This window comes from Mycobacterium barrassiae (assembly GCF_025822765.1).
Taxonomy (GTDB): domain Bacteria; phylum Actinomycetota; class Actinomycetes; order Mycobacteriales; family Mycobacteriaceae; genus Mycobacterium; species Mycobacterium barrassiae.
Window position 1 is genome coordinate 67,810 of sequence record NZ_JACKUK010000044.1, and the last position, 19,431, is coordinate 87,240.

General features: G+C 65.4%; 14 protein-coding genes. 8 read left to right on the forward strand and 6 right to left on the reverse strand.

Annotated elements, in window-relative coordinates:
- Window positions 1-18 precede the first annotated feature (18 nt).
- On the reverse strand, window positions 19-2,379 hold the full coding sequence (locus tag H7J93_RS27800) for an arylsulfatase (protein ID WP_267309602.1): 2,361 nt from the start codon (window positions 2,377-2,379) through the stop codon (window positions 19-21).
- A gap of 156 nt (window positions 2,380-2,535) precedes the next feature.
- On the opposite strand from H7J93_RS27800, the gene H7J93_RS27805 reads away from it, so the two are divergent.
- Window positions 2,536-3,555 carry an AraC family transcriptional regulator gene (locus H7J93_RS27805; protein WP_267309501.1) on the forward strand — a complete coding sequence of 340 codons (1,020 nt, stop codon included), beginning with the start codon at window positions 2,536-2,538 and terminating at the stop codon, window positions 3,553-3,555.
- A 6-nt stretch (window positions 3,556-3,561) separates the two neighbouring features.
- Here H7J93_RS27805 and H7J93_RS27810 read toward each other — a convergent pair whose 3' ends face one another.
- The 3 genes from H7J93_RS27810 to H7J93_RS27820 all read right to left on the reverse strand — a co-directional run bounded on the left by H7J93_RS27810 (window position 3,562) and on the right by H7J93_RS27820 (window position 8,352).
- Window positions 3,562-4,671: an ATP-dependent DNA ligase gene (locus H7J93_RS27810; protein WP_267309502.1), complete on the reverse strand. Its 1,110-nt coding sequence runs from the start codon at window positions 4,669-4,671 to the stop codon at window positions 3,562-3,564.
- 4 nt (window positions 4,672-4,675) lie between these two features.
- Window positions 4,676-7,084: a tyrosine-type recombinase/integrase gene (locus tag H7J93_RS27815; RefSeq protein WP_267309503.1), complete on the reverse strand. Its 2,409-nt coding sequence runs from the start codon at window positions 7,082-7,084 to the stop codon at window positions 4,676-4,678.
- Window positions 7,085-7,185: 101 nt separating this feature from the next.
- On the reverse strand, window positions 7,186-8,352 hold the full coding sequence (locus tag H7J93_RS27820) for a tyrosine-type recombinase/integrase (RefSeq protein WP_267309504.1): 1,167 nt from the start codon (window positions 8,350-8,352) through the stop codon (window positions 7,186-7,188).
- Here H7J93_RS27820 and H7J93_RS27825 point away from each other — a divergent pair.
- From H7J93_RS27825 to H7J93_RS27840, 4 genes are all read left to right on the forward strand, one after another.
- Window positions 8,297-9,352, forward strand: a complete 1,056-nt coding sequence (locus H7J93_RS27825) for an ATP-dependent DNA ligase (RefSeq protein ID WP_443677677.1) — start codon at window positions 8,297-8,299, stop codon at window positions 9,350-9,352. The genes H7J93_RS27820 and H7J93_RS27825 overlap by 56 nt on opposite strands.
- 1 nt (window position 9,353) lies before the next feature.
- Window positions 9,354-10,403, forward strand: coding sequence for a non-homologous end-joining DNA ligase (ligD, locus tag H7J93_RS27830; RefSeq protein WP_267309506.1), 1,050 nt, complete (start codon window positions 9,354-9,356; stop codon window positions 10,401-10,403).
- 151 nt (window positions 10,404-10,554) lie between these two features.
- A complete protein-coding gene (locus tag H7J93_RS27835) occupies window positions 10,555-11,421 on the forward strand; it encodes a cyclopropane mycolic acid synthase family methyltransferase (RefSeq protein WP_267309507.1) in 867 nt (288 codons plus the stop codon).
- 82 nt (window positions 11,422-11,503) lie between these two features.
- Window positions 11,504-12,211, forward strand: coding sequence for a cutinase family protein (locus H7J93_RS27840; protein ID WP_267309508.1), 708 nt, complete (start codon window positions 11,504-11,506; stop codon window positions 12,209-12,211).
- Here H7J93_RS27840 and H7J93_RS27845 read toward each other — a convergent pair.
- Window positions 12,208-14,409, reverse strand: a complete 2,202-nt coding sequence (locus tag H7J93_RS27845; RefSeq protein WP_267309509.1) for a serine/threonine-protein kinase — start codon at window positions 14,407-14,409, stop codon at window positions 12,208-12,210. The genes H7J93_RS27840 and H7J93_RS27845 overlap by 4 nt on opposite strands.
- A gap of 505 nt (window positions 14,410-14,914) precedes the next feature.
- Between H7J93_RS27845 and H7J93_RS27850 the strand changes: the two genes are divergently transcribed.
- Genes H7J93_RS27850 through lipL form a run of 3 tightly spaced genes read left to right on the forward strand, consistent with a single transcriptional unit; the run spans window position 14,915 to window position 18,311 of the window.
- Window positions 14,915-16,501: a hypothetical protein gene (locus tag H7J93_RS27850; RefSeq protein ID WP_267309510.1), complete on the forward strand. Its 1,587-nt coding sequence runs from the start codon at window positions 14,915-14,917 to the stop codon at window positions 16,499-16,501.
- Window positions 16,502-16,525: 24 nt separating this feature from the next.
- The gene (locus H7J93_RS27855) at window positions 16,526-16,981 is read left to right on the forward strand and encodes a hypothetical protein (RefSeq protein WP_267309511.1); all 456 of its coding nucleotides are present in this window, start codon (window positions 16,526-16,528) and stop codon (window positions 16,979-16,981) included.
- Between the two features lie 49 nt (window positions 16,982-17,030).
- Complete coding sequence (gene lipL, locus H7J93_RS27860; RefSeq protein ID WP_267309512.1) at window positions 17,031-18,311, forward strand: esterase/beta-lactamase LipL; 1,281 nt, start codon at window positions 17,031-17,033, stop codon at window positions 18,309-18,311.
- Here the strand turns inward: lipL and H7J93_RS27865 are convergent.
- Window positions 18,308-19,375, reverse strand: a complete 1,068-nt coding sequence (locus tag H7J93_RS27865) for an NAD(P)H-dependent amine dehydrogenase family protein (RefSeq protein ID WP_267309513.1) — start codon at window positions 19,373-19,375, stop codon at window positions 18,308-18,310. The genes lipL and H7J93_RS27865 overlap by 4 nt on opposite strands.
- Between the last annotated feature and the right edge of the window lie 56 nt (window positions 19,376-19,431).

A 19,431-nucleotide genomic window follows, 5' to 3' on the forward strand; every position in this document is an offset into this window, starting at 1 on the left:
TCCTCAGCTCTATGGGTGCTACTGGCGGGCCAGGGCGATGCGGACCGCGTCTTCGGGTGAAACGACGTGATTGTCGGCCTGGGCGGCGTCGGCGATGGCCAGCTGCACGCCTTTGACGCGACCGTTGAACGCATTGTGGGCCGGTGGATAGTCGGGTGAGACGGGGGATCCGGTGTCGACGCCGACGTCGCAGCCGTCGTCGGCGGAGAAGACGTTGGCCAACGTGGCTTCCACGTGGCCGTCGCCAACCTTCTGGCCGTCGAGGTAGAGCGTCACCTCACCGCCCTTGCCCAATCCATCACCGGCGTAGGCGAATTCCATCCGGACCTGATGTTCGCCTGCGGGCAGGGCATCGGCGGACTCGGCGTAGAAGTGCTTGATCCCGCCGAGGTTGTAGCAGTACTTGAGCTTGCCGCCCGTGGCATACAGGCTCCAGCCGCCGATGTTGGCCCCTTGGGCCACGATCACACCCTCAGCACCGGTGTCGGGCACCACGATCTGTGCCGTTACCGAATGCGACTTGTTCTTCAGGTTCAGGACGCAGTTTTCTGCCAGCCTGCCCATCCCGGAGAACAGAACCTGGGTGTTGCCCTTGATGAGGACCGGGCGGCCAGCCAGATCGGAGTTCATCCGGCTGGCAGGGTCGTCATTGAGCGGCAGCACGTTGTAGCGGGTGGCCTCGATCAACCACAACCGCTGCAGCTCGTGCAGCTTGTCGGGCATGTCTTTCGACAGATCCCGGGCCTGCGACCAGTCAGTGGTGGTGTCGTACAGCTCCCACACGTCGTCGTCGAATGCGGGTTTGTCTGCACCGACCAGCAGCCAGGGCGTTCCGTGTTTGGTCACCGCCGTCCAGCCCTTGTGGTAGATACCGCGGTTGCCCAACATTTCGAAGTACTGAGTTTCGTGGCGATCGGGGGCCTGTCCGTCGTTGAACGAGTACAGCATGCTGGTGCCCTCGATGGGGTGCTGCTGCACGCCATTGACGAACAGCGGCTCAGGGATTCCGGCGGCCTCCAGAATCGTTGGCGCGACGTCGATGACGTGGTGGAACTGGTTACGAACTTCGGCCCTGGCGGTGATCGCCGCGGGCCAGTGCACAATGGTGCCATTGCGGGTGCCGCCCCAGTGTGAGGCCACCTGTTTGGTCCACTGGTACGGGGTGTCCATCGCGTGCGCCCAGCCCACCGCGTAATGGTTGTAGGAATCGGGTCCGCCAAGCTTGTCGATCGTGCTCATGAGGAATTCGGGGGTTTCGATGGCGGCCATGCCGTTGAAGTTCAGCATTTCGTTGTAGGTGCCGTTGAGTGTGCCTTCGGCCGAGGCGCCGTTGTCGCCGATGATGTAGAACACCAGCGTGTCTTCCAGCACGCCGAGGCGCTCGAGGCTGTCGATGAGCCGGCCGACGTGGTGGTCGGTGTACTCCAAGAAACCGGCGTAGACTTCCATCTGGCGACGCAGCACAGGTTTGAGCTCCTCGGGCATGTCCGCCCACGCAGGAATCTCGGCGTGCCGAGCGGTGAGTTCGCAGTCCGGGGGAATCACCCCGAGCTCCTTCTGGCGGGCAAACGTCCGCTCTCGCAGCACATCCCAGCCGTCATCGAACCGGCCCCGGTACTTGTCGGCCCACTCCGCGGGAACATGGTGCGGGGCATGGGTTGCGCCGGGCGCGAAGTAGGTGAAGAAAGGGATGTCGGGGGCCAAGGCCTTCTGCTGACCGATCCAGGCGATCGCCTTATCGGTCATGTCCTCCATGAGGTGGTAGCCCTCCTCGGGGGTGCGGTCCACCTCGACCGGCGTGGTGCCCTCATAAAGGCTGGGGTACCACTGATTGGCTTCGCCACCGATGAATCCGTAGAAGTACTCGAAACCCCCGCCCGACGACGGCCACGCGTCGAATGGCCCGACCGGGCTGGTCTGCCACACCGGCACCTCGTGGCACTTGCCGAACTGCGCGGTGTTGTAGCCATTGAGCTTCAAGGTCCGCGCGATCGGGGCCATCGTGTTGGGCAATACTGAGCTGTATCCCGGTGCCCCGGAGGCGATCTCAGTGATGCCACCCATGCCCACGGAGTGATGATTGCGGCCCGTCAGCAGGGCCTGCCGGGTCGGTGAACACAACGCGGTGGTGTGGAACCGGTTGTACTTCAGCCCCCCGTCGGCGAGCCGTTCGGCCACCGGGGTCTGGCAGGGTCCACCGAAAGCGCTCGACGCTCCGAACCCGACATCGTCGAGCAGAATCAACAACACGTTCGGCGCCCCCGCCGGCGGCCGTAACCGCTCAATAGGCGGGAACGCGCAGTCCGGGTCCTTCGCGTCATAGGTGATCAACCCGGTGCGGGTCTGACTCGGGATCGGCAGATGCGTTCTGTTCACCATGTCTTGCCCGCTCATATCTTGCAGTCCTCTTTCGGTCGCTTCGACATTTGTGACAGCAGTGCCACGATGCGCACGGCGTTTCTCCGATGCCCATCCTCGCTGCAGACCAGCATCGCCGTCTTGACATTTCTGGACGTCTATTTGACTCTTCTGGACATGCAGCTGGTTCGGGGATCGTCGCTGACCGGCTTCATCCCTCTGATCGCTGCTCATGGGGGCGACCCAGCTGCCGTCCTGGTATTGGCCGACCTCGACGCTGACGACATCGGGCAGCGCGACCGTCACATTTCACTGCGCAGCGCCATCGGCGCCGTGGAGACCGCAGCCACCATGCTCAACGTGCTCGATTTCGGTCGTCAACTCGCAACCCGGCAAGACATCGACATTCTCGGGCCGGTCGGCGTGGCGGCCCGCACCGCGGCGACCGTCGCCGACGCCTTCGCGATCCTCGACACCTATATGGGCGCCTACAGTCCCGGCATCGCCATCCGTATCGCTAGCCATCCCGACCCCGGGCTGTGCCGCTTGGAGTACGACTTCCTCCTCAACCCGGCGCCACCGCAAGCCCAGGCCATCGAGCTCGCCCTCGGTGTCACACTGCGAGTCATGCATCTGTTCCTGGGCACCGCCTATCACCCCGTCTCGGTGCACCTGCCCCACCCAGCGCTGGGCACCAAGACTGACTACCGCCGCTACTTCGGGTGCCCGCCGTTGTTCAACGAGCCGGTCTCCGGGTTCACGATGCGCGCCACCGACCTGCAACGGCCGCTGAGTCACGATCCACTGGCCCACCAGCTCGCAATGACCTATCTGTCAACCGCCTTCGGTGACTCCACCCGGGGCCTGGCCCACAACCTTTGTAACGTCATCCGGCAACTGCTGCCCTCCGGGAGACTGACCTCCGAACTCGCGGCCCGCCATTTCGGTCTGCACTCCAAAACACTGCAGCGGCGACTGGCTGCCGAGCACACCACGTACGCCGCACTCGTCGATCAAACTCGCCGCGAAGTCGCCCACAGGCTGCTGCTCGATACCAACCTGAGCCTGCGCCAGATCTGCCATCAGCTCGGGTATGCCGAACAAAGCGTCCTCACACGATCCTGCAAACGCTGGTTCAACGCCACACCCAGCGCCTACCGCAGCCTCGGCCACCGATCGTTAGTGAACAGCGAATGAATGTGCTCAGCGACGCGGGCTACGACTTTGCCCAGGCATATCGACTCCGGGGGAATCGAGGCCAGGAAGGATATCGGCGAGTCGGTAGGCCGATGGCTGCTCCAGTTGTGCGTACGTGCACGAGCACGGATCGCGGTCGGGTCGCCAGCGGTTGAACTGCGCGGTGTGGCGGAACCGGTCACCTTCCATTTGGTCATAGCGCACCTCAACGACACGCTCGGGTCGCAACGGGACGAACGAGAGATCCTTACCGGCGTTCCAACGCGACGCCTCGTTCTTGAGCGGTGTGCGGTCACCGGCGTCGTGAGCGGCCCAGTTCCACGGGTGGTTTTCGAAACTGGTTACCAGCGGCTGTAATTCGCTGAACAACTGCCGCCTCTTGGCCATCGGGAACGCTCCGATCACGCCCACCGAGGATAGGGTGCCGTCGTCCGTGTAAAGGCCCAATAGTAGGGAGCCGATCGCGTCGTCGCTGGACTTATGCACGCGATAGCCAGCGATGACACAGTCAGCCGTCCGCTGGTGCTTGACCTTGAACATGACCCGTTTGTCGGGCTGATAGGTGACGGTCAGCGGTTTGGCGATTACCCCGTCGAGGCCGGCTCCTTCGAGCTCTTCAAACCATCGTTGTGCGATCGCGAGGTCGGTGGTCGCTGGTGTGAGGTGGACCGAGGGACCGGAGTCGGCCAACGCTTCAACGAGTGCGTCGCGGCGCTCGGTAAACGGCCGCCGGGTGTAGTCCTCGTCGCCCAATGCGAGGAGATCGAAGGCTATGAAGGACGCTGGGGTCTTCTCCGCGAGCATCCGTACTCGCGATTGCGCTGGGTGGATGCGCTGCTGCAGCGCCTCGAAGTCCAAGCTGTGGTCGGCGGCGATGATGATCTCACCGTCGATGACGCATCGCTTGGGCAACTCAGCGGTGACAGCGGCGACCAGTTCGGGGAAGTACCGGGTCAGGGGTCGTTCGTTACGGCTGCCCAGCTGAACCTCCGCGCCATCGCGAAAGCAGATCGAACGGAACCCGTCCCACTTGGGTTCATAGGACGCATCGGGCGGGATGGCCGAGACCGATTTGGCCAGCATCGGTGAGACCGGTGGCATGACGGGTAGCTTCACAGTCTCATTGTGGTCTCTGGTCCGCGAACGGGTTGGCCCCGTGCGAAAGCCGTTGCCGAGCCTCGGATTGTCGAATACGCAGATGCTTGATGCTTTCCTCCAGAGCGGCGACCTCGCCGAGCCACGCTCGGTCCTTCGCCTCTACGAGGCGCTGCTCGGCGTTCTCGGCCATCTCGTCGATGCGGCCTAGCTGAGCAGGGTCTACGCGCAGGAACCGGCATCGAGTGCAGGCGTGCTCGTGGACGCAGGGTGTGCCGTAGGGGCGGTGGCACTCGCCGAGCGCTACGCGGCGCAGTAGGAAATGTTCTTCGAAGTCGGCCCACTCGTCGTCGTCGGCGACCTTGGCCTCCTCGAAAGGTCGCAGTTGGCGACGGCGCTCGATGAACGCCTGGTGGGCAGTGACGATGTGCTCCGGGAACACCGCCGTGTAGCCGCGCGTGGTGTCAAGGTTGAGGTGGCCGAGCAACGCCGCGGCGATGTGCAACGGCAGGCCGTTATTGACCGCGTCGGTGGCGAACAGGCGACGGAAGTCGTGCGGACTGAAGTGCACCGGGCGACCCGCATCGGTCAACCCGGCGATCGTGGCGAGGTGGATCAGGATCTGGCGCACATAGTGCCGGCCCAGCACTTCGTGGCGGGTGCCCAAGGGACGTGCGAACAGGTGTGGAAATGGTTCGCTGTGGACCTTGTCGTTGGTGTCGTAGGCAACTGACAGCGGCACCTGATCCTTGCCGGCCTTGGCGCGGCGCAGCACCTCAAGCAGCACCGCCACCAGTTCCGGGGTCATGGGGATGAGCCGCTCGCAGTCGGTCTTGGACGGCACGATGTGCAGCAACGGCACCAGAGTGGCGGTGGTGGAGGCGGTGTAGTGCCGAAGCGACAGCTGAGTCAGCTCCAGTAGTTCTTCGATGCGAATACCTGTGTGACGCAACGTCTCCACGACGGCCCAACCCCAGAATCCTTCCTCTTCCAGCGCGGTTACGTCGATGCGCTGAGCGCGACCCCGGATCCAGCTCGGTCGTTGCTGCCCTGGAGCGAGGTGCGCCCAGATCCGGGCCCGTTCGTCGCCGTCACGTCGCAGCGGTGGGCAATGCCGCAGAAACGTGGAGCCGTCGACCACGAACTCCTGGTCGTGGGCGCAGGCCAGGGCGCGCTGCAGCAGCAGCGCGGTGCGGTCCTTGTGGGCGGCAGCCGTCGCCAGTATCGCGGGTAGCAGCGGCGTCAGCATGCGGGTGCGGTCCTGCATCGTGGCCTTCTGGCGGCGTTTCTCCTTGGCCGCCGCGCGGCTGAGTGCTCGCGGCACTGGGCACGGCGCCACCCACACACCCCAGCGGGCGGGGTCGTCGTGCGACCACTCGGCCAAGTCGCGATACATCCCACGGACGGCGAACAGGGTCGAATGCACCTCGCGTCGCGGTCGGCCGTCCAGGGTCAGCGCCAAGCGTTCTCGCCACGCAGTCACCACCTCGGCCGAGATCGCCAAGTTGGCCTGACCGGGGTTGATCTGCAGGATCTCGCACCAGAACAGCCTGGCCAATCGGTAGGCCAAGCCTTCCAACGAGCCGTAGTCCATGTTGGGCTGAAGCTCTTCGAGGTAGCCCACCAGGACATCACGCACCCCTGAGGCGGGGATGCCGTATCGGTCGACCATCGTCGCGGCGCTGTGTTGGCGTGAGTTGCCCCGCGCCGACCACGTCGCCCTTAGCGTGGGTGCTTCCGCCGCCAAGGGGCCCAACGCGACCAGCAGCTCCCAGATGAGGTGTTCGCGCCGCTGCCGCCCCGAGGTACGCACGACATCTGCGTAAAACAGCAGATCGTCACCGCACACCTCGACAATGGTCTTTCCGGTGCGAATCATCACCCGCGCCAACGCCTTTTCGGCGTCGGCCTGGTACTTGGGCACCGCGTCCTGGTAAGCGGGCAGCGCGCGTAGCCGTTCCAAGTCCGGACCGCCGTTGTAGTCGAGGAACCTCCACAGGTTCACTCTTTGCTTGGAGTCCAGCAGCCAACTGTATGACGGCCGTAACGCCCGAACCCGCAGCAGCGCATTGACTGCCTTGAGCGTGGGTGACCAGTGATCGTAGTGCGGCAAAGCGTCATGCTCGAACCAGGTGCGAGGTGCGGCGTCGTAGCCACTGGCCAGCCACCGCTGCTCCCACGTCTGCCCGGGATATCGAGCCAGCACACCCAACACTGCTCGCGTTCCTCGAACGATGGGCTGCAGCTGCTGGGGTGCCATGGTTTGGTGATACTCGGCGACGACGTCGCATAGTTCAGTGATGCTCAACGCCTGCATCGCCGCACCGCGGGCATGATCGGGCAGCGGCGGGGGCGCATGATTGGCGTCATAACCCCACAGGGGACGTACCAGGCCGGCGGGGCCGAATCGGCTGTCCGCCGGGATCGCTTGCAAGTGAGGAGAATCGGGGCGCGACAGCAGCTGGACTTGAGGGCTCATCGCACGGCGCGTCGCCGCGGCCTGTCGGCGTTGCGGTGACCGGGTGTCCTCAGCGCTCAAAGCGGCAGCCCCAGCAGCTCTCGGACCGCCGCGGCGTCATAGGCCGGTTCGATGGTCGCCGCGTCGGCCTTCGGTCGGGCGTGATGTTCAAGGACCTTGCCGATCAGGTCTTCCAGGCGCGGCTGGGTGTAGATCTGGGTGGTGGTGACGCTTGCATGGCGTAGCACGGTCTGCACGTCGACCAAGGTGAAGGCGGGATCGGCCAGCATCCGCGCAGCGGCGGTGTGGCGAAAGTCGTGCAACGACCAGTTCGCGCCCAAGCTGGCATTGGCGCGGCGCAGCACCGCGCGCATGGCGTGATAGTTCAGCGGTGCTGGGCGGGAGCGTCGGGTCCACCACACCGGGGCGCCAGGCTCGATAGGTGGTTGCTCGGCCAGGTAGAGCGCCAGCCACACGAACGAGTCCACCGACGCGGGGACCGTCTCCCGCACGCGACTGCCCTTACTGGTCACCGTGATCGTGTATCGGCCGGCATCCAGTTCGCCGTGACGCAGGCCCAACAGCTCCGACGCGCGAACGCCTGAGGACAGATAGAAACTCACCAGCGCTCTGTCGCGGTGACTGCGCAGCGCGTTGAACAGAGCTGCGGCAGCGTCATCAGGGATCGCCCGCCACACCGGTCTGGGTGTCTTCTGCCGATAGTTCGCACGCCGGAAGATCGCAAAGTCTTCCATCGGGTTGTGGTGAGCATGCGGCCGACCACCATGCCTAGCACGCTGTGCAGGAACGGGATTCACCAACGGACCCAGGTCGGCGGCACAGGCGTGTTCGTAGAACCCGAACAAGACCGACAGTTGATGATTGATGGTGCGAGGCGCGTACTTGCCCGACAACTCCGTCTTGCCGGTCACCGCGTTCACCGACCCCGGCGGCGGCGCATCCGCACGTCGGCGCAACCGCTGCGGATTGGGCACCGCCCGCAGGTGCTCGACAAACGCGCGGACGTCGACCCGTTCGGCTCGCTCCCAATTGATCAGGCGTTCGTGGAGGAACCGGAACCACCGCAGCAGGTCGAACGCGTAACTTCGAACTGTGAGTGGACTGCAATCCGACGCCGCCAGCTCCCGCAGGTACGACGTGGCACCCACGTGCTCGACATCGGGGAAGATCACCCGCCACGGCAGGCCGGACTCGGCTGACTCCACCCGTCCCAACTCGCCCATTACCGGATCCTCCGCCCGCTGCACCCACCCCACCGGCAGGCTCGCCGAAGTTCAGTCAACTAGACGCGCGCTGGTGTTCCGTGACGGCGACGAGGTGGTGCTGCTGTCGCGCAGCGGTAAGGACCTCGGCCGCTATTTCCCCGAGATGCTGGACGCACTGCGTGAGGAGCTGGCACCACGCTGTGTGCTCGACGGCGAAATCGTCGTGCCACGCGAGATCGACGGCCGCGTCCGGCTGGACTGGGAGTCGCTGTCGCAGCGCATCCATCCGGCACAGAGCCGGATCAAGATGCTGGCCGAGCAGACACCCGCGCACTTCATCGGTTTCGATGCGCTCGCCACGGGCGACACGTCGCTCATGCGTGAACCGTTCCGGGTTCGTCGGGCCGCGCTGGCCGACGCGGTGAACCAGAAGACCTGGTGCCACGTCACCCGCACGACGGAAGACCCAGAACAGGGCGCGCAATGGCTCGAGACATTCGAGGGCGCCGGGCTGGACGGAGTCATCGCGAAGCGACTGGACGGGAAGTATCTGCCCGGCAAGCGAGAGATGGTGAAGGTCAAGCACGCCCGCGACGCCGACTGCGTAGCCATGGGGTACCGGATACACAAGAGCGGCGAGGGTGTCGGATCGGTGCTGCTCGGTCTATACCGTGACGATGGCGAGCTCCAGATGGTCGGTGGCGCAGCGTCGTTCAGCGTCAAAGACCGGATCAAGCTGCTCGCCGACCTCGAACCGCTGCGCGAGGGCGACGACATGCGCGAGGGCGATCCTAGCCGGTGGAACTCCGCGGCCGACAAGCGCTGGATCCCGGTGCGACCGGAGAAGGTCTGTGAGGTCGCCTACGACCAGATGGAGGGAAACACCGTGCACGGCAGGCGCTTCCGGCATGCCGTCAAGTTCGTCCGCTGGCGTCCCGACCGAGAGCCAGCCAGCTGCACCTTCGACCAACTCGACGTACCGCTGAACTACGACCTCTACGACGTCCTGGAGTCCTGAGATGGCAACGCCCGCAGAAGAACTCGACGTCGACGGCGTCAAGGTTCGGTTCACCAATCCCGACAAGGTCTACTACCCGAAGCTGGGTAAGGAGGGCACGAAGCGCAAGCTGGTCGAGTACTACCTGGCCGTCGCGTCGGGCCCGATGCTCACCGCGCTACGGGACCGGCCCACGCATCTGCAGCGGTTCCCCGACGGTATCGAGGGCGAGGAGATCTATCAGAAGCGCGTACCGCAGAAGCATCCCGACTATCTGGAGACCTGCGTGGTGACGTTCCCGTCGGGTCGTACGGCCGACGCGCTCAAGGTCACCCATCCGTCGGCCGTCATCTGGGCCGCACAGATGGGCACGATCACGCTGCATCCCTGGCAGGTCCGCTGCCCGGACACCGAACATCCCGACGAACTCCGCATCGATCTCGATCCGCAGCCCGGCACCGGGTTCGTCGAGGCGCGCACCGTCGCGGTGGACATCCTCAAACCGTTGCTCGATGAGCTTGGGCTCGTCGGTTATCCGAAGACCTCGGGCGGGCGGGGCGTGCATATCTTTTTGCGGATCAAGACAGATTGGGACTTCATCGCGGTGCGTCGTGCCGGAATCGCGTTGGCGCGCGAGGTGGAACGGCGGGCGCCGGATGGGGTGACGACGTCGTGGTGGAAGGAGGAACGTGGGCAGCGGATCTTCATCGATTACAACCAGAACGCCCGCGACCGCACCTTCGCGTCGGCGTACTCCGCGCGCAAGACCCCGATCGCGACAGTCTCGACTCCGCTGAGCTGGGACGAGCTGCGCGAGGCCGATCCCGACGACTACACCATCTCGACGGTTCCGGATTTCATTGCGGGACGGCCGGATCCGTGGGCCGACATCGACTCGGTCGCGCAGTCGATCGAGCCCCTGTTGGAGATGGTTCGCGCCGACGAGAAGGAGCGGGGACTCGGCGATATGCCGTACCCGCCGAACTATCCGAAGATGCCGGGGGAGCCGCCCCGCGTCCAGCCGAGCAAGAAGGTCGCCTCGCATTGGGACGCCGAGGGTAATCCGGTCTAGTCGACGTCTAGCCGCGCTTTCCACTTTTTAGGCGGGGGAAATGGGCGCGGGACGAAAATCGTTCACGTAGGTATGCCTGGTGCGGTTTCATTGAGTACGTGGTTCAGCAGACAAGCGTGAACCCGGGGGGCCAGAAAGGCGTGTAAACGTCATGACGGAGAAACTCACACCGCACTTCGAAGAGGTGCAGGCCCATTACGACCTGTCCGACGAGTTCTATCGGCTGTTTCTCGACTCCACCATGACGTACAGCTGCGCCTACTTTGATCGGTTGCGCGATATCCCGTTGGAAGAGGCGCAGATCGCGAAGATGGATTTATCGTTGCGCAAACTGGGTCTTCGCGCCGGAATGACGCTGCTGGACATCGGTTGCGGCTGGGGCGGGACGCTTCGCCGCGCGGTGGAGAAGTACGACGTCAACGTCATCGGCTTGACCCTGTCGAAAAACCAGGCAGCCCATGTGCAGAAGGTGTTCGACGAAATCGACACCACACGAACCATGCGGGTGCTGCTGCACGGCTGGGAAGAGTTCGACGAGCCCGTGGACCGGATCGTTTCCATCGGCGCCTTCGAACATTTCGGGTACGACCGCTACGACGAGTTCTTCGCGATGGCCCACCGGGTGCTACCGGATGACGGTGTGATGCTGCTGCACACGATCACCATGCTGACCCCGCAGCAGATCGTCGACCACGGGCTGACGATGTCTGAAGAGATGACAAGCTTCAATGAATTCATCGCAACCGAGATCTTTCCCGGGGGCCAGTTGCCCGCCATCGAGATCGTCGAGTTCCACGCGTCGAAGATGGGCTTCAACGTTGCGCGCAGGCAATCCCTTCAGCTGCATTACGCCAGGACACTCGATCACTGGGCCGCAGCGCTGGAGGCACATCATGACGAGGCCGTGCGGATTCAGTCCGAAGAGGTGTACCAGCGGTATATGCGCTACCTGACCGGATGTGCCGACGCGTTCCGAGCGGGCTTCATCGACATCAACCAGTTCACGCTGAAGAAATAGCTGTTTCGCCGATAGCGTTGTGACAGAACGGCTGAGCCGAAACCGTCAGCAGGCTGTGAGTTGCCTGTATGCCATCGGGCAGATGGGCTCGGTCCTTGCTCGTCTACTCGCCGCGACGGCGGCCGTCGCTGCGATGTGGTTCGCGCCCAACGGCATTCCCGCCGCGGCAGCGCAGGGGTGCCCGGACATCGAGGTGATCTTCGCTCGCGGGACAAATGATCCGCCAGGCATCGGCGGCGTCGGCCAGGCCTTCGTGGACTCGTTGCGCTCCAAGGTCGGCGACCGGTCGGTGGGCGTGTATCCGGTGAACTACGCCGCCACCATGAACTTCCTCCGCGCGGCCGAAGGCGCCACCGATGCCAACAATCACGCTCAGTTCATGGCGACGAACTGCCCGAACACCAAACTCGTCCTCGGCGGGTTCTCCCAGGGCGCCGCGGTCGTCGACCTGATGCTGGGCGTCGCCCCGAACGTCGCCGCCATCGCCGGCGTGAATGCCATACCCGGCCTCAACGCCATCCCGGGTCTCGACCTCAACGCCCTTGCGACTCCGCTGCCGCCCGCCGCGGCCAACCGGGTGGCCGCCGTCGCGGTGTTCGGCAACCCCCTCGGCAGGATCATGGGCCCACTGAACGCGCTGAGCCCCGCGTTCGGCGCACGGACCATCGACCTGTGCAACGCCGACGACCCGATCTGCGACAAGGGCGATCTGAGCAACCGGGCCCCGCACCATCAGTACGTTCCGGGGATGACGGATCAGGCGGCGTCCTTCGTCGCCGGACTCGTCTAGTTCCCCGTGCGCTGCACCTGCGAATCGAAGTCGCTGTTGAACGGGCAACTCCCGGTGACGGTGTAGTGCCCGGTGCCGGTGAGCACCGTGATGGGGTCCTGCGCCGGGGTGGGCAGGGGGTACTGCAAGGTGATCTCGCGGTGGGCCGGCCCGCCGTCCTTGCACGTTGAGTCCGACGACCTGTTGGCCAGCACCCACTGGTTCTTCTCGAACACGAGAATCTTGACGTCGGTCGGATTGAACCAGTAGCTCAGGCAGCGGTCGCCGGTGCGAAGGCAGAACGTCTGGATGTCGAAATTCACCTCGGCGCTGCGGTTGCCGTCCTTGTACGTGTCGACCTCCTGATAGCGGCCGTACAGCGCCTGCGCGGGCGAGGCCACCCGGGCGGGCAGGGTGGCGGGGTCGACGATGGACACGCCCTCGGTGACGTCTCCGGTTCGGGTGAACGTCACGGGTCGGTTGCTGGCGCAGTTGGGGTTCGTCGACCGCACGATGAAGTCGCCCTTCAGCGACCCGTCGGGCTGCGACTGCAGCGACAGCGATTCCCAGATCTCGGTCGCGCCGGCGCCCTGGCACGTCGCCTGCTTCGCGCTCACCGACTCCCAACGATCGTCGACCTCGTCAAGCACCAATGACGTTGCCGAGCTGAGAGATCCGTTGGTTTTCGTCGCGCTCGCCACGCACGCGCCGCCGTCGTCGCATGCCGACTTGATCACCCAGGTCTCACTGCCGCCCGACGCGCCCTGGAACGGCTGACCGTTGGGTTGGGTGGGGGCGCCGAACTGGGCGGCGAAGGTGCCGTTCAATCCGTTACCCGCGGGTGGGCCGCTGGGGCCGGGCTGTTCGTCTCCGCTGAGGACCACGAGAATGGTCGCCACGGCGGCGACGATCATCACGATGGCCACGGGGACGATCACCGCGGGCCGTCGGTACCAGGGCCAGGGTGCGTCGTCATCGGCTCGCTTCTCCGACGGGAGGACCTCGGCCGGTCGAGCCTGGGTGGGGGCGGCCGCGTTCTCGGCATGCACCGCGGGCGCGCCGAGATGCGTTGGTGCCCAAGCCTTTTCCACATGGTCAGGGATACCGGACTGTGTCGACGCCCACGGGGGCTGCAGTCCTTGGTCGGCCGGTTGAGCCTGTGTCGGTGCCCATGCCTTTTCGACGTGCTCGGGGGTGCCCGCCTTGGTGGGTGCCCACTGCGGCGACGTCTGCTCGGCCGGCCGCGCCTGTGTCGGCTCGGACGCCGGCTCGACCGTCTCGGCGGGCCGGGTCTGCTTTGGGTTCCAATGCTTTTCGGTGTCTTCATCCCCGAAGGCCCGCGTTGCCGACGACGGTGCGGTCCCGGCTGCGGTCGGCGTCGAACCGGGTTTCACCGGCTGCGTGTGGGCGCTGGTGAGAGCCGCCCGCGCCGCGCGGGCCATTTCGGTCGTCGTCTCGAAGCGGTCCTCCGGGTCTTTCGCCATACCCGCGGCGATCACGGCGTCGAGTTCCGCCGGCACCCCGGGAATCTTCATCGACACCCGCGGCGGCGGGGCGGTGAGATGACCGGCGATCTGCTGCTCCACACTCTCGCCCGGGAACGGCCGCTTCGAGGTGAGGCATTCGTAGAGCACGCAGGTCAATGCGTAGATGTCCGAACGGGTATCGCTCTGGCCGGTGGTGAAGCGCTCGGGTGCCATGTACGGCCACGTGCCGACCACGTTGCCGGTGGCCGTCAGCTTCGTCTCACCGGCCGCGCGCGCGATGCCGAAATCGATCAGATACGAGAAGTCGTCCTCGGCGACCAGAATGTTGGACGGTTTCACGTCGCGATGCACGAGCCCGATCTTGTGGGCCGCGTTGAGCGCCGACGCGATCTGCTCGATGATCTTCACCGCTCGAGCGGGCTCCATGGGGCCCTTGGCCAGCACGTGTTCGAGGTCCTGACCCTCGATCAGCCGCATGTCCACATACAGCCGGCCCTCGATCTCGCCGAAGTTGTGGATCGGCACCACGTGCGGGTTGCTCAGCCCCGCAGCGGCGAACGCCTCATGGCGGAACCGCTGCTCGAAGACGGGATCGGCGGCCATCTGTGCCGGCAGCACTTTCACCGCCACAACCCGCCGGGTGGCGGTGTCGAACGCCTTCCAAACCTCACCCATGCCGCCGCGACCGATCAACTCGACGAGGCGGTACCTACCGAAGGGCGTGCCCTCCACTACGCCTCCTGGGAACTGCGGCAAACCGGCGGGTTCACAGTCTTCACGATCGGGCAGGTGCCCGGTCCCGTATTAGAGATTGAATTGGCCGTCGGCGTACCGCAACCCACCGGGCGTGATCGGATCCGCAAAGTTTCGTTCCTCCAGCGCTGCGGTGTGAGGTCAGAAACGTATCTAGCCCGACAATTCCTTGAGAACGCAAGGCAACCCCACAGGTGGGCGATCGCATTCCGGCCAGAATGCCATCCGCCGTCCAAATTTGCTGATTTCGATGAATCCGCGGCATTCACCGCCGCTACCTGGGAGAATTCCACGATCTGGAGCGTTCGGGGGAACACCAGCTGGAAGGGGGTGGCTGATGTCGGTGTCCCGCCGGCCCCACGCGGGTCCGCCGACATCCGTTGCGCTGCCTTCGTTTGTTGCCGACGCCGGTGTCTGGCCCGCGCCGTCGGCAATCGGTTCCACGCCTGACCGCCAGCACGCCTGTTGTTGAGAGAGAACGACAATGCAAGATTCACGTGGTGTTCGACGTGCTCGCGGCGTCGCCGTCGCGGTGGCGTCGGTCGTAGCCGTCGGCTCGACCGCGATGGGCGTCGCGGCGTTTCCCGCCCTCGCGCAACCCGTCGACGAAACGACGGTCGTGGAAACCCCGTACGTGCCTACCGAAGAGGCCGTGCCGGAGGCACCGCCGGTCGTCGAGGTTCCGCCGCCGGTGATCGAGATACCGACCGCAGCGCCGCCCGTGGTACCGCAGGCTCCGGTGCAGACGCCAGTGCCGGTGCAGACCCAGGCCCCGGTCGTAACCGAAGCGCCCGTGGAGACCCAGGCGCCCGTCGTGACAACGACTGCGGCGCCGCCGGTTACGGCTGAATCCGAACCGACGAGTGCGGCTCCCGCAACGACGGAAGCGGTGACCACCGCAACGACAGCGGCGACCACAGATGCCACGACCTCAGGTGCCACCACCTCAGGCGCAACGACAACACCCAGCGGTTCAACGGCGCTCGAGACCTCCACTTCGGCGCCCAGTGGCACGAGCACAACGGCGACGGTGGCCAGTACGTCGGCATCAGAAGCAACGGCGTCCGAAGAGAGCACATCGGGTGAGACGACCACCGCCACCACGGAGCAGATCGGCGGGACCACCGTCGAGGACTCCGGAAGCATCGAACAGGCCGCCGGAGTCACCACGACCCCCGAACCCCAACGGGTCGAGGCGTTGCCTGAGGATGTCGAGCGCGCGATGAACGCCAAGCCGGTGGAGGAGGTTCCGCCGCCGGCGCCGCCCGCCGAGATCGACAAGCTCAGGAATCTGATCCTGGCGCCGGACGGAAGCACCGACGGCGCGAGCACGCCGACCAGCGCCAGCCTCGCGGCCGCCGAACAGAAAGTCATGCAATGGCAGCCCGACTGGGTGCAGTACGACAAGTACTACCGGCCGTTGATCTTCAATCCGTACCCCGAGCCGCTCCAGCTCGTCTACGACGTCGGGGGCGTACCGCGGACGCTGCTCATCGAGCCGTTCGGGCGCGTCGTCACCGAGGTACGTGATCTCGGCTCGTACAACTTCACCGCGTTGCGGCTCAATGTCCTTGGCATTCCCATCGACATCGCGGTCGGCAACTTCTTCGGTGGCGGGTACCTGCCGGCGCCGGGGCAGCCGCCTCCACCCCCGCCACCGCCGGTGCGCACCCTGAACGACGTCCCCGTTCAGGTCAAGTACACCGATGCGACCTACCGTCCGATCGTGGTCCGCAGGGTCGTCGACGTCGGTCCCGATCCCTCGCAGGGCGGCGCCCACAAAGTGCTTCTCGACGGTGTGACGCCGGCGTGGGGCGAATGGAAGCAGAACGAACAGGGCGTGCCGCAGTTCGAGGTGCACCAGACCCAGAGCTTCCCCGGCATGGAGGCGCCTGCGGAGGGCCCGTTGCCAGGCAACTACGACCTGCAGCTGGTCAGCGACTCGACGCCTACCGGTCTCAGCGGCAAGGACATCACCTTCATCGTGGCGGCGGTGATCGCGGCGGCGGTCGGCATCGGCGCGATCGCGCTGACCGTCTTCCGTGGAAAGCGGCGGCGTCCCCAGCATTGACGAAATCTCGGGTTAAGTAGGTACATGCGAGTTCCGTCAACCGCGCGCAAGTGGTTCGCGGTGCTGGCGCTTCTCGCCATCGTCGCAAGCGGTGTCGGCGTCGCGGCCATGATGATCTTCGGAAGTCTGGGTGCGCCCAAGCCGTCGCAGCGGGACGCGGCACCGCGGTCGACGCTGGCGCCCGCGCCGCCGAAGGTGCCGACTCCGTTCGAGTTCACCGTCGCGGTGAATGTCACCGAGCAGACCTGTGTGCCGGCTGGGCCGTGCACGTACAAGTACACGATCCAGCCGAAATACATTGGCCTGCACCCACTGCCGGAGACACCGTTCACCGTGTTCTACGAGGTGATCGGCGGGGACGCACCGCAGAAGGGTGAGTTCACCGTCGAGAAGGACCAGGCGCAGATCCTGACGGACGTCGTCGTCCAAGGCCCGCCGGGAGCACAGCTGAAGGCCCACGTCATGAGTGTGAGCAGCTGAATTTTGCGGTTCTGACCCACGGTGCGGTGGGCGGTCGCATTGTTGCCCTATGACGAAGGCGTCACTTCTGCGGGCCAAGGAGGGTCTGCCGCGCGGCGTCCAGGGTGCAGCTGACCCCCGATTCGCGAACGTCGCGCGCATCTTCGCCGGACTGTTCCCGGGCCGCCGGTTCGGCGGTGGGGCGTTGGCGGTCTACATCGACGGCAGACCCGTCGTCGATGTGTGGACGGGATGGTCGGACCGCGCGGGGGAGCAGGTCTGGACAGCCGACACGGGGGCGATGGTGTTCTCGGCCACCAAAGGGGTCGCGGCCATGGTGATCCACCGGCTGGTCGACCGTGGCCTGATGTCCTACGACGAGCCCGTCGCACGGTACTGGCCGGAGTTCGGCGCGAACGGCAAGGACGGGATCACGGTGCGCGACGTCCTGCGGCACCGGTCCGGGCTGGCGCATCTCAAGGGTGTGACCAAGGACGAACTGCTCGATCACCTGCTGATGGAGCAGCGCCTCGCCGCCGCACCGGTCGATCACCTGGTGGGCAGGCAGGCTTACCACGCGCTGACGTACGGATGGATTCTGTCCGGCCTCGCCAGGGCCGTGACTGGTATGGGCATGCGTGAGCTCATCCGCGTCGAAGTCGCGGAACCGCTGAACACCGACGGCCTGCATCTCGGCCGCCCACCGGCGGGCTCGCCGACGAAGGTCGCACAGATCCTGGCCCCGCAGGGCACCCGTGCGAACCCGGTCTTCGACTTCGTCGCGCCGAAGGTCGCCGGGTTACCGATCTCGGGTGCGCTCGGCGCCATGTACTTTCCCGGCATCAAATCCCTTGTGCAGGGCGATATCCCGTTCCTCGACGCGGAGGTCCCCGCGGCCAACGGGGTAGTGACCGCGCGCGGGCTGGCCAGAATGTATGCCGCTGTCGCCAACGGAGGCAGCATCGATGGCGTCCAGCTGCTCTCACCCGAGCTGACGCAGGGGCTCATCGGAAAGCCCAAGCCGTGGCCCGATCTGAACATGGGCGTACCGATGCCGTTTCACCTCGGCTACCACGAGTCACCGATTCCCGGTCTGCTCAAGGGTTTTGGCCATATCGGCCTCGGCGGGACGCTGGGCTGGTCCGATCCGGAGACCGGCAGTGCGTTCGCGTTCGTACACAATCGACTGCTCACGCCGATGCTCTTCGACATGGGCTCATTCGCCGGTATCGCCAGGCCGCTACGCAACGCGATCGTCGCCGCGCGGCACGCCGGTCCGGTCGCGGTGCCGAAATACGGTGCGCGCTACCGGGAATCGGACGCGCCCAAAAAGGTCGCGGGCCGTCGTTAAGCGGTGGAGACGACGCCGCGTGCCTGTGGCAGTGGCAGGTCGTTGTACGTGGCGATGCCCGGTGCTGCCGCCACGACCGCCGGGATTGCGTGGATCGGCGGCATTGCCGTCATGATGTGGCCCAGCACGAAGAAGTCCTCGATGCTCTTGGCGTTCTCGATCATGTCCTGCGGTGGCAGGAAACTGACGGCCATGTTCACCGTCGGCCGCCCTTCGATGGTGATCTTCCAGCCGTCGCCGTCGAGCTGCCAGTCCGGATCCAGGGTCTGGCCCTTCTTCCACCGGACGTTGATGTCGATCACGGTCTTGCCGCCCACGACGCCCTGCCAGCTGGCGAAGACACCCGCGACGTGGCCGGCCGGGATGGTCCACGACGCCATCTCGAGATCCTCGGTCGTCTGCGCGTACTCCGAGACGCACTTGATCTCGTCGAGCGTCACGCCGATCGCATCGGCGACCAGGCGCACGGCCTCGGCGAACACCGCGGTTCCCTGTGCGGCCATCGGTTGGAGTTCGGGGTCGTCGATGGCGGTGCCGAACCCGACGGGTCGCTCGGTGTCGGGGGAGTCGTAAAGGGTGGTGTCGGCGGACTCGGCGATGGTGATCTTGTCGATCCGGTCGCACGATGTCGCCGCGACGATCGCCAGCAGTTCGGCGAAACCGGGGCTGACGCCCGAACCGAACAGCGTCGAGCCGCCTCGCTGGCAGGCCTCCTCGAGCCGGTCCCGCCCGTCGCCCAGGTTGTGTCCGGTGATGAACGAGGCCGACGCGACGACATTCACCCCCGCCTCGAGGATGCGGACGAGTTCGTCGACGTCGATCCACATCGGGTTGTAGACCACGACATCGGGCTTGAGGGCGAGCAGCGCGTCGATGTCGTTGGTGGCCTTCACCCCCAACGGCCCGATGCCGGCCAGCTCTCCCGCGTCGCGGCCGGATTTGTCCTTCGACCAGGCGTAAAGGCCGACCAGTTCGTAATTCGGGTTCTTCGCGATCGCCTCGACCGAACTCTTTCCGACATTTCCCGTCGTCCACTGGACGACCCGATAGGGCGTGTTTGGCACTCGCTCAGCATAGGAAATACGGGAGCATGACGGAAGGCTTTTTTCCCGACTGGCGA

What these genes read in the sequence shown, in the direction of transcription:
- H7J93_RS27800 (WP_267309602.1), bottom strand. Translation starts at nt 2,379, where the DNA reads ATGGTGAACAGAACGCATCTGCCGATCCCGAGTCAGACCCGCACCGGG.
- H7J93_RS27805 (WP_267309501.1), top strand. Translation starts at nt 2,536, where the DNA reads ATGCAGCTGGTTCGGGGATCGTCGCTGACCGGCTTCATCCCTCTGATC.
- H7J93_RS27820 (WP_267309504.1), bottom strand. Translation starts at nt 8,352, where the DNA reads ATGGGCGAGTTGGGACGGGTGGAGTCAGCCGAGTCCGGCCTGCCGTGG.
- ligD (WP_267309506.1), top strand. Translation starts at nt 9,354, where the DNA reads ATGGCAACGCCCGCAGAAGAACTCGACGTCGACGGCGTCAAGGTTCGG.
- H7J93_RS27835 (WP_267309507.1), top strand. Translation starts at nt 10,555, where the DNA reads ATGACGGAGAAACTCACACCGCACTTCGAAGAGGTGCAGGCCCATTAC.
- H7J93_RS27840 (WP_267309508.1), top strand. Translation starts at nt 11,504, where the DNA reads ATGGGCTCGGTCCTTGCTCGTCTACTCGCCGCGACGGCGGCCGTCGCT.
- H7J93_RS27850 (WP_267309510.1), top strand. Translation starts at nt 14,915, where the DNA reads ATGCAAGATTCACGTGGTGTTCGACGTGCTCGCGGCGTCGCCGTCGCG.
- H7J93_RS27855 (WP_267309511.1), top strand. Translation starts at nt 16,526, where the DNA reads ATGCGAGTTCCGTCAACCGCGCGCAAGTGGTTCGCGGTGCTGGCGCTT.
- lipL (WP_267309512.1), top strand. Translation starts at nt 17,031, where the DNA reads ATGACGAAGGCGTCACTTCTGCGGGCCAAGGAGGGTCTGCCGCGCGGC.